The organism is Pseudomonas sp. SDO5271_S396 (assembly GCF_054071795.1).
On the sequence record NZ_JBSVWB010000005.1, the window covers coordinates 58930 to 68289 of the forward strand.

The 9360-nt window shown below is 60.3% G+C and carries 9 protein-coding genes; 1 reads left to right on the plus strand and 8 read right to left on the minus strand.

Going from position 1 to position 9360, the window contains the following annotated elements; translation table 11 throughout:
* Positions 1-38 precede the first annotated feature (38 nt).
* A complete protein-coding gene (locus ACW9IN_RS05855; RefSeq protein WP_457364983.1) occupies positions 39-824 on the plus strand; it encodes an OmpA family protein in 786 nt (261 codons plus the stop codon).
* Positions 825-1152: 328 nt separating this feature from the next.
* Here the strand turns inward: ACW9IN_RS05855 and ACW9IN_RS05860 are convergent, their stop codons facing one another.
* The 8 genes from ACW9IN_RS05860 to ACW9IN_RS05895 form a co-directional block, all read right to left on the minus strand.
* Positions 1153-1479: a hypothetical protein gene (locus tag ACW9IN_RS05860; protein ID WP_457364984.1), complete on the minus strand. Its 327-nt coding sequence runs from the start codon at positions 1477-1479 to the stop codon at positions 1153-1155.
* Complete coding sequence (locus tag ACW9IN_RS05865; protein WP_457364985.1) at positions 1476-2381, minus strand: alpha/beta hydrolase; 906 nt, start codon at positions 2379-2381, stop codon at positions 1476-1478. The genes ACW9IN_RS05860 and ACW9IN_RS05865 overlap by 4 nt, the downstream gene beginning before the upstream one ends.
* 152 nt (positions 2382-2533) lie before the next feature.
* The gene (locus ACW9IN_RS05870) at positions 2534-3811 is read right to left on the minus strand and encodes a flavohemoglobin expression-modulating QEGLA motif protein (protein ID WP_457364986.1); all 1278 of its coding nucleotides are present in this window, start codon (positions 3809-3811) and stop codon (positions 2534-2536) included.
* 21 nt (positions 3812-3832) lie between these two features.
* Positions 3833-4381 (minus strand): hypothetical protein, encoded by a 549-nt coding sequence (locus ACW9IN_RS05875; protein WP_457364987.1) that lies wholly within the window; start codon positions 4379-4381, stop codon positions 3833-3835.
* Between the two features lie 128 nt (positions 4382-4509).
* The gene (locus ACW9IN_RS05880; RefSeq protein ID WP_457364988.1) at positions 4510-5226 is read right to left on the minus strand and encodes a TetR/AcrR family transcriptional regulator; all 717 of its coding nucleotides are present in this window, start codon (positions 5224-5226) and stop codon (positions 4510-4512) included.
* Positions 5227-5388: 162 nt separating this feature from the next.
* On the minus strand, positions 5389-6888 hold the full coding sequence (gene lysS / locus ACW9IN_RS05885) for a lysine--tRNA ligase (protein ID WP_457364989.1): 1500 nt from the start codon (positions 6886-6888) through the stop codon (positions 5389-5391).
* 79 nt (positions 6889-6967) lie between these two features.
* A protein-coding gene (gene prfB / locus ACW9IN_RS05890; protein ID WP_457364990.1) for a peptide chain release factor 2 occupies positions 6968-8063 on the minus strand; the annotation gives its coding sequence in 2 pieces (ribosomal slippage) (positions 6968-7990 and positions 7992-8063; 1095 coding nt in all).
* Between the two features lie 288 nt (positions 8064-8351).
* Entirely contained in the window at positions 8352-9353 is a 1002-nt protein-coding gene (locus ACW9IN_RS05895; protein WP_457364991.1) for a diguanylate cyclase, read from the minus strand.
* Between the last annotated feature and the right edge of the window lie 7 nt (positions 9354-9360).

Genomic DNA, 9360 nt, shown 5'->3' on the forward strand with positions numbered 1-9360 from the left:
CACTGCACCCGATATCGAATTGAAAGGACGACACGACTATGCGTAAACAATTGATGATCCCTGCCCTGCTGGCGATGAGCGTTGCCCTGGCGGCGTGCTCCACCCCGCCGAACGCGAACCTGGAAAACGCACGGACCAACTTCTCGGCCCTGCAAGCCAACCCGCAAGCGACCAAAGTGGCGGCCCTGGAGACCAAGGACGCCAGTGAGTGGCTGGACAAGGCTGACAAAGCCTACCGCGACCGCGAAGACCAGAAGAAAGTCGACCAGTTGGCGTACCTGACCAACCAGCGTGTTGAGGTGGCCAAAGACACCATCGTGCTGCGCGAATCCGAAGCCAAGCTGAAAAACGCCGGCGACGAACGTGCCCGCGCTCTGCTCGAAGCCCGTGACGCACAGATCAAGCAACTGCAAGACAGCCTGAACGCCAAGCAGACCGATCGCGGCACCCTGGTGACCTTCGGTGATGTGCTGTTCGCCACCAACAAGTCCGACCTGAAATCCAGCGGCCTGGTGAACATCAACAAGCTGGCGCAATTCCTTCAGGAAAACCCGGATCGCCAGGTGATCGTCGAGGGCTACACCGACAGCACCGGCAGCGACTCGTACAACCAGAGCCTGTCGGAGCGTCGCGCGGCTTCGGTGCAGGTCGCACTGATCAAAATGGGCGTGGACCCACGCCGCATCGTGACTACCGGTTACGGCAAGGAATACCCGGTGGCCGATAACGGCAGCGTATCGGGTCGCGCCATGAACCGTCGTGTGGAAGTGACCATTTCCAACGACAACCAGCCGGTCAAGCCACGTTCTTCCGTGGTCAACTGATCGACCCGAGCTGAATGAAAAAAACCACCGGAAACGGTGGTTTTTTTTGGTCAGTAGGTGATGGGGCCCGGGCTCTCTGCACGCTCTGAAAAATCGGGTTTAGGCGTGGGCAGTTCGTCGTCGCACGGCTCCTGCAACCAGTCGAGGATAAGCCCTTTGCAGCTTTCTACGGACTGATGCGTCCTGGCCATCTCTAACATTCTACCGATCGGATCATTCAGCACCGTGGGTCTCCTGGGCGCGCTATGGATAGGTGACCACTCAATCACCGTGATCGGCCAATGAGTGGTGTCTTGCGCCAGTTGGTTCCAAATATTTCCAGATGGAATCAGGGCTGCAATTGCGGGGTTTCCTGGCCCATGCAGCGCACAGCCTGCTTCTTGTTGTTGACCAGCACACCCGTAAGGCCTTTTTGCTCGGTGTCAAACATCACCAGCACGCCATCGATGCACTGCGCCACTTGCGCAGCCGGGGTCAGGGAGACCTTGTAATCCTCCCCCGGAACGGTCTTGAGCATGGTGAACTCACTGAGCAGCAACGCATCTTCCGGCTTGGCGAAGTGCAGGTAGCCGTAGTACCAGAGGCATCCGACGGTACCGATGATGGTGCCGATACCGGTGAGGATCAGCGGGATCATGTTGCGTTCTTCGCTCATTGCGGGCTCTCTGATGCGTCAGCTTTAGGAAGGGGATAATTCGGAATTTCGCCCAGGCGGCGCAGGCCGTCGAAATGCTGCGGGTCGTCCAGATAACGCAGCATCACGGTTTGCCAGGTCTTGTCGGCAAATGTCTGCACATGCCCGCCCCGGGTCAGTTGCAGGACCCTCGGCGGCGGCGCGGCCTGGTACAGCCGAATGCCATTGGCCACCGGCACAATCGGGTCATCCAGGCTGTGAAACAACAACTTCGGCACACCCGTCAGTTGAGGCATGGTGCGGATCGCACTGTCGGCGTCCGGCACCAGCCATGACAGGGGTACCTGCAACGGCCATGTTAACCAGGAGGTACTCAGGGCGAATTGTCCTACGTCACGGTAACTGGCCGGTACGCCGTCCAACACCAGCGCCTTAAGCTGCGCCTGACGCTGCGGGTGTTCTGCCAGGTAATGCACCGCCAACGCGCCGCCCAGGCTCTGGCCCAGCACGATCAGCGGCTGGCCTTGGGTTTCGGGGGCCGTGTCGACCCAGTTGAATGCAGCATCGATATCCTGATAGATCGCCGGCAGCGACGGCTTGCCTTCCGACAGCCCGTAACCGCGATAGTCGAGCAGCAGCACCTGATAGCCCTGCTCCGGCAACCACCAACTGCCGCCGAGGTGCCAGGTGAGATTGCCGCCATTGCCATGCAGGTGCAGCACCGTGCCCTTGAGCGGTACGCCGGCCTTGGCCGGCAGCCACCAGGCATGCAGCTTCACGCCGTCAGCGGTGGTGAGGGTGACATCACGGTAGGCCAGGCGGGCTTTTTCCGGTGTGAACGGCAGGCCCGATTCGGGGTAGAACAGCAGCGAGCTGCAACCGTTCAAAGTGAGTAGCAGGCACAGAATGCCGAGGATTCTCATCCGTTGAAGCCTCCAGACGCTCGTTCCCACGCTCCGCGTGGGAATGCATCAACAGGACGCTCTGCGTCCGTTCTACTGACGCAGAGCGTCATGGGCGGCGTTCCCACGCAGAGCGTGGGAACGATCTAACATTTTTGATACAGGCAGATCCTTTAGAGGATATTGGAGTAATCCGCTTCGATCCGGTCCAGGCTCAAGTGGTTGAGGAAGTTGGAGAAACACATCCAGGCCGCCAGCGCGTTCATGTCGCGAAACTGCTCCGGCAGGTATTTGGGCGGTACCACCAGGCCTTCGTCGACCAACTGGCGCAAGGTGCGCATGTCTTCCAGGGTGGTCTTGCCGCAGAACAGCAGCGGCACTTGCTCCAGCTTGCCTTTGCGCACGGCGAGCTGGATGTAGTTGTAGACCATGATGAAGCCCTTGAGGTAGGACAGATCCTTGGTAAACGGCAGCCCGGTCGGTGTCGAGCCACGGAATACCCGGCTGGCGTTGCCATAGCTTTCGGCCATTTCAAAACCTTGCTCGCGGAAGAACTCGAACACCTGCAGGAAGTCTGCGCCCTCCTCCACCATATGGATGGCGCGGGTGCGGTTGGTCAGCTTGCGCAGGCGGCTCGGGTAGGAGGCGAACGTGATGATCTCCATCAGGATCGCCAGACCTTCCTGGGTCACCGTCGACGAGGGCGGGCCCTTGGACAGGAAGGTGCAGATCGGCTGGTTCTGGCCATTGAGGGTGGTGCCGACATGCACCAGTCCCTCGTGTACTTCCAGGGCGCGCACGTCGCGCTCGTTGAACATGGCGTCGGCGCGGATCTTGATGTAGTCGGCGCCCGCCGCCGCGTCGGCGACGATACCGTCGGACTCGAACACACGGATGGTTTCTTCGGCCTCGCCAAACACCTTGTTCAGGCGGCTTTGCAGCAGCTCCACGGCGTTCTTGGCGGTGAGGGTCTTGGCTTCGTCTTTCAGGTCGCCACGGCCGTCGATGTTGTTCAGGTAGTCGGAGAGCATCAGGCCCAGGTCAGCCAGGGTCGGGTCCCCGGCGTGGAAGGCATCGGAGGCGGCGCCGTACAGCTCCTGGGAAATCAGGCCGAAATCCTCGGTACCCCGCGCCTCGAGCATGCGCACCACCATGCGGTATTCCTTGCACATGCGACGCATGATCTGCCCCACCGGGCTGAACTGGCCGAGGCGACGGGTAATGTCGCGCTCGATGTTCTGGAACTCCAACTTGACCGCGCTGGAATCGAACGACAGGGGCCGGTTCAAGTAATAATCGCGATCCACGGCGGGCATTTCCTTGCCCTTGGCCTTGAGGAATCCCTGGCGAATGTTCTCGTCCCACTTCACGGCGTCGAGGACGCGGATCGGGGTTTGCGCCAGCACAATGCGATCAGACAAGGCGCGTATCGTCTGCTGGTAATCGTCCACCCGCTACTTCCTCTTTAAACGTTATTGGCCTGCGCGCTGATAGCGCACGGCTTCCACGAACACGTCGGCATTGGCGGGGTCATCCAGGTAGGCAAACACCTGATCCAGGGAGCTGTCCACCAGCACGCCGGCGCCTTCGACGGTTTCCACGGTACTGCCGTGCAGCACCTTCTGACCTATCGCTTGATGAATCTGCTCAAGGTCAAGGTTGTAGACCACCAATTCGCGCGTTTCGCTGATTTCAAACCCCGCCAGGATGAAATGCCCGCCCAGTTTGGCCGGCAATGGGGCCGACAGGTACCAGCGACTGCCATGGCGCGAGACGGTGAACAGGTATTCATCGCGCTCGCCCGGTTTGGCTTTAGGGTAGCTCACGGCTTTGTAGCGGTGCTCGCCGGCACGGGTGATCTGCAGATTGAGCGGTTCGCCCCAGGCATTCTTGCTCGACCAGCGCCCCAACAAGGCCTCCGGCGCAGCTTCATGGGCCGGCAGCGGGTCCTTGAAGGTCACCAGGCAACCGCTGAGCAGCAAGAATGACAAGGTGATTGCCAGAACACGCCAGGTTTTCATCACATTCCCCATCAGGTGTGGGAGCTGGCTTGCCTGCGATACAGGCACCTCGGTCCTTCAGATAAACCGGGGTGTTGCTATCGCAGGCAAGCCAGCTCCCACATAAAGCGAATCGCATATTGGCTTGTCTAAACCGAGGCCAACACCAAATGCATGTAACGCTTGAGGATCTCAAGCATCTCTTCACCGGTCAGAGGCTCTGCGCCGCCCAACAGGCCCTGATATTCCATCCGACCGATTATCGCCGTCAACACTTTGGCATCCTGTTGCGGCTCACGGGAACCCAGCACCTGGAAAAACTGCCCGGTGCCCTGCAACAGAATCTGTTGGTGAGAGCGCACCAGTTCGGCCAGTCGTGGGTTCAACAGAGCCTCTTGGCGAAAGGCCTGTTCGGCCATCAGGTGCTCGCGACGATTGGTCAGTTGGCGCTGCACATAGTCGGCGGTCAGCCGTGCAATGTCATCGGCCAGTTGCGAACGCGACTGCGGGCTGCCATCGCCATAGGCGACCATCTCGCGCAGCAGGCCTTCGTTGCGCACCCACAGTTTGCCCATGAACGCGGCACTGCGTTCGACGTACTGGGCGAAGGTATCGGTGAGCAGGTCATCGATATCCTTGAAATAGTAGGTGGTGGCCGACAATGGCACCCCGGCCTCCGCCGCCACCGCGCGGTGACGCACCGCCCGTACGCCCTCGCGCACCACGATGCGCATGGCCGCGTCGAGAATGTCTTGCCTGCGTTGCTCGCTGCCCCGTCGACTCGCCTTGCGGCCCTGGTACTGGACGCTTTCAGCCACGGCAGCGGCAATGCCGGCGGCGCCTTCTTGAGCGGTTACGCGGTTCACGACAGAGCTTCCTTTTTATAGGGGTGACGCGGAGCGTCAGGGGAGGCTTTCCCACGCAGAGCGTGGGAACGATCGCCGATCACCTGGCGCTGTTTGCTTGACGCTTATGAATGCCACATAAAAAAGCCGCCTTATAAAAGGCGGCTTCGGGTATCGCTACGGTTACGCTTGCGGCCGCATGTGCGGGAACAGGATCACGTCACGGATCGACGGTGAGTTGGTCAACAACATCACCAGACGGTCGATGCCGATACCTTCACCGGCGGTGGGCGGCATGCCGTATTCCAGGGCGCGTACGAAGTCGGCGTCGTAGTGCATGGCTTCGTCGTCGCCGGCGTCCTTGTCGGCCACCTGGGCCATGAAGCGCTCGGCCTGGTCTTCCGCGTCATTGAGCTCGGAGTAGGCATTGGCGATTTCGCGGCCACCGATGAACAGCTCGAAACGGTCGGTGACGTTCGGGTTGTCGTCGTTGCGACGGGCCAGCGGCGACACTTCGAACGGGTACTGGGTAATGAAGTGCGGCTGTTCCAGCTTGTGCTCCACCAGTTCTTCGAAAATCATCACCTGCAGTTTGCCCAGGCCTTCGAAGCCCAGCACCTTGGCGCCGGCTTTCTTGGCGATGGCACGAGCCTTGTCGATGTCGTTCAGATCATCGGCGGTCAGTTCGGGGTTGTACTTGAGGATCGAGTCGAACACCGACAGGCGCACGAACGGCTCGCCGAAGTGGAACACCTTGTCGCCGTACGGCACGTCGGTGCTGCCCAGGACCAGCTGTGCCAGCTCGCGGAACAGCTCTTCGGTCAGGTCCATGTTGTCTTCGTAGTCGGCGTAGGCCTGGTAGAACTCCAACATGGTGAATTCTGGGTTGTGGCGGGTCGAGACGCCTTCGTTACGGAAGTTGCGGTTGATCTCGAACACTTTCTCGAAGCCGCCCACCACCAGGCGCTTGAGGTACAGCTCCGGCGCGATACGCAGGAACATGGCCATGTCCAGCGCATTGTGGTGAGTTTCGAAAGGCTTGGCCGCAGCACCGCCCGGGATGGTTTGCAGCATCGGGGTTTCGACTTCGAGGAAGTCGCGCTTGGCCAGGAAACTGCGGATATGCGCGATCACTTGCGAGCGCACACGGAAGGTGTCGCGCACCTCCTCGTTGACGATCAGGTCGACGTAGCGCTGGCGATAGCGCTGCTCGGTGTCCGACAGGCCGTGGTGTTTGTCCGGCAGCGGACGCAGGGACTTGGTCAACAGGCGGACGCTGGTCATTTCAACGTACAGGTCTCCCTTGCCGGAGCGCGCCAGGGTACCTTCGGCTGCAATGATGTCGCCCAGGTCCCAGGTTTTCACCGAGGCCAGGGTTTCTTCCGACAAAGTCTTGCGGTTGACGTAGACCTGGATGCGACCGGTCATGTCCTGGATCACCAGGAACGAGCCACGGTTGAGCATGATGCGACCTGCCACCTTGACCGGGATCGCCGCTTCGGCCAGTTCTTCCTTGGTCTTGTCCGCGTATTGCTTCTGCAGCGCATCGCAGTAGTTGTCGCGACGGAAGTCGTTGGGGAAGGCGTTGCCCTTGGCGCGCTCGGCAGCAAGCTTTTCCTTGCGCTGGGCGATCAGGGAGTTTTCTTCCTGTTGGTGGGCCTGGTCGAGTTGTTGGTCGCTCATGTCTTCAAATTTTCCATCAGGTTCGTTGTCCCCGGCCTTCGACCGGGGATCGCCGGCGAGCCGGCTCCTACAGGGGGTATTACAGGCCTGATTTCAGGCTGGCTTCCAGGTATTCGTCGATGTCGCCGTCGAGCACCTTGTCGCAGTCGCTGCGTTCGATGTTAGTGCGCAGATCCTTGATCCGCGACGCATCGAGCACATAAGAGCGGATCTGGTGCCCCCAACCGATGTCGGACTTGCTGTCTTCCAGGGCCTGGGAGGCGGCGTTGCGCTTTTGCATCTCCAGCTCGTACAACTTGGCCCGCAACATTTTCATGGCGGTGTCCTTGTTCGCGTGCTGGGAACGTTCGTTCTGGCAACTCACCACGGTGTTGGTCGGTACGTGGGTGATACGCACGGCCGAGTCGGTGGTGTTTACGTGCTGACCACCGGCGCCGGAGGAACGGTAGGTGTCGATCCGCAGGTCGGCCGGGTTGATCTCGATTTCGACTTTGTCGTCGATTTCCGGGGATACGAACACCGCGGAGAACGAGGTATGGCGACGGGCGCCCGAGTCGAACGGGCTCTTGCGCACCAGGCGGTGCACGCCGATCTCGGTACGCAGCCAGCCAAAGGCGTATTCGCCCTTGATGTGTACGGTCGCGCCCTTGATGCCGGCGACCTCGCCTTCGGACAGTTCCATGATGGTGGCATCGAAACCACGCTTGGAAGCCCAGCGCAGGTACATACGCAACAGGATATTGGCCCAGTCCTGGGCTTCGGTGCCGCCGGAACCGGCCTGGATGTCCAGGTAGGCGTTGTTCGGGTCCATTTCGTGGCTGAACATGCGGCGGAATTCAAGCTTGGCGAGGCCTTCCTCAAGGCTGGCCAGCTCGGCGACGACATCGCCCACCGCGCCTTCGTCGTTTTCTTCGACGGCCATGTCCAGCAGGTCACGGCAATCGGCCAGACCGGTGTTCAATGCGTCGAGGGTCTCGACGATCTGCGCCAGCGCAGCGCGCTCGCGGCCCAGTTCCTGGGCGTATTCAGGTTTGTTCCAGACACTCGGATCTTCAAGCTCGCGGTTGACCTCGGTCAGACGCTCATGCTTTTGATCGTAGTCAAAGATACCCCCGAATAGTTTCGGAGCGCTCGGACAGGTCCTTGATGGTGTTAAGGATCGGGTTGATTTCCATGGCGGGCAGCACTCGTTGGCGAACTTTTGAAAGCCGGCGAGTATAACGGCAAACGGGCTTGAGCGGCAGTCCGCTGGGCGAAAAGGCGCCGGGGAATGGGTTGATCGTATGGGGGACAGATCCGTTGCTGCGGTTATGGCGGGTATTGGTTCCGCCCTTACGGCGGGTCACTTTTGACTGGGCCGGCATTCCGGCTTTTCAAAAGTGACCCGCTGTAAGAGCGGAACCCTAAGCGGCCGTTACCTAAATAACGGATATACACACCACCACGCCGCCACAAAACAAGCCCTACTCAATCCCCACCTGATTCCGCCCATTATGCTTGGCCGTATACAACCCCTTATCCGCCGCCAGTATCAACTGCCGACAATCCGACCCCTGCTGCGGCGTCATGGTCGATAGCCCAATGCTGACGGTCAGGCTGGAGCCCTCGGTCGGCGCGATATGCGGGATCTTCAACGCCGCCACCGCCATACGCAGTTTCTCGGCAACCAACCGCGCCCCACCCGGAGAAGTATTCGGCAACACCAGCGAGAACTCCTCACCGCCATAGCGCGCCGGCAAATCCGAAGGCCGGCTGCTGGCCTCGCGAATGGTCGCCGCGACCTTGCGCAAGGCCTCATCGCCTTCGACATGCCCAAAACTGTCGTTATAGGTCTTGAAGAAATCCACATCGATCATCAACAACGACAACTGGGTTTGATCACGCATGGCGCGGCGCCACTCCAGCTCCAGGTATTCGTCGAAATGCCGGCGATTGGACAGCCCGGTCAGGCCATCGGAGTTCATCAGGCGTTGCAGCACCAGGTTGGTGTCCAGCAGTTGTTGCTGGCTGACCCGCAGCGCGCGGTACGCAGCATCCCGCTGCAACAGGGTCATGTAGGAACGCGAGTGATAGCGGATGCGCGCCACCAACTCGATGTTGTCGGGCAGCTTGACCAGATAATCATTGGCCCCGGCAGAAAACGCCGCGCTCTTGATCAGCGGGTCTTCCTTGGTCGACAGCACGATGATCGGGATATTCGCCGTGGCCGGGTGGTTGCGGTATTCGCGCACCAGCGTCAGGCCATCGAGACCGGGCATCACCAGGTCTTGCAGGATCACCGTCGGCTTGATGCGGATCGCCTGGGCAATCGCCTGGTGCGGGTCGGCACAGAAATGGAAGTCGATATTTTCTTCCTGGGCCAGGCCACGCCGTACGGCTTCGCCGATCATGGCCTGGTCGTCGACCAGCAACACCATGGCGGCATTTTCGTCGGTCTTGATGTCGTCGATCTGTAAATCATTCATGTGCAGT

Excerpts from the sequence above, each read along its gene's own strand:
- ACW9IN_RS05855 (WP_457364983.1), top strand. The coding sequence starts at position 39 with ATGCGTAAACAATTGATGATCCCTGCCCTGCTGGCGATGAGCGTTGCC.
- ACW9IN_RS05860 (WP_457364984.1), bottom strand. The coding sequence starts at position 1,479 with ATGAGCGAAGAACGCAACATGATCCCGCTGATCCTCACCGGTATCGGC.
- ACW9IN_RS05865 (WP_457364985.1), bottom strand. The coding sequence starts at position 2,381 with ATGAGAATCCTCGGCATTCTGTGCCTGCTACTCACTTTGAACGGTTGC.
- ACW9IN_RS05875 (WP_457364987.1), bottom strand. The coding sequence starts at position 4,381 with ATGAAAACCTGGCGTGTTCTGGCAATCACCTTGTCATTCTTGCTGCTC.
- lysS (WP_457364989.1), bottom strand. The coding sequence starts at position 6,888 with ATGAGCGACCAACAACTCGACCAGGCCCACCAACAGGAAGAAAACTCC.
- ACW9IN_RS05895 (WP_457364991.1), bottom strand. The coding sequence starts at position 9,353 with ATGAATGATTTACAGATCGACGACATCAAGACCGACGAAAATGCCGCC.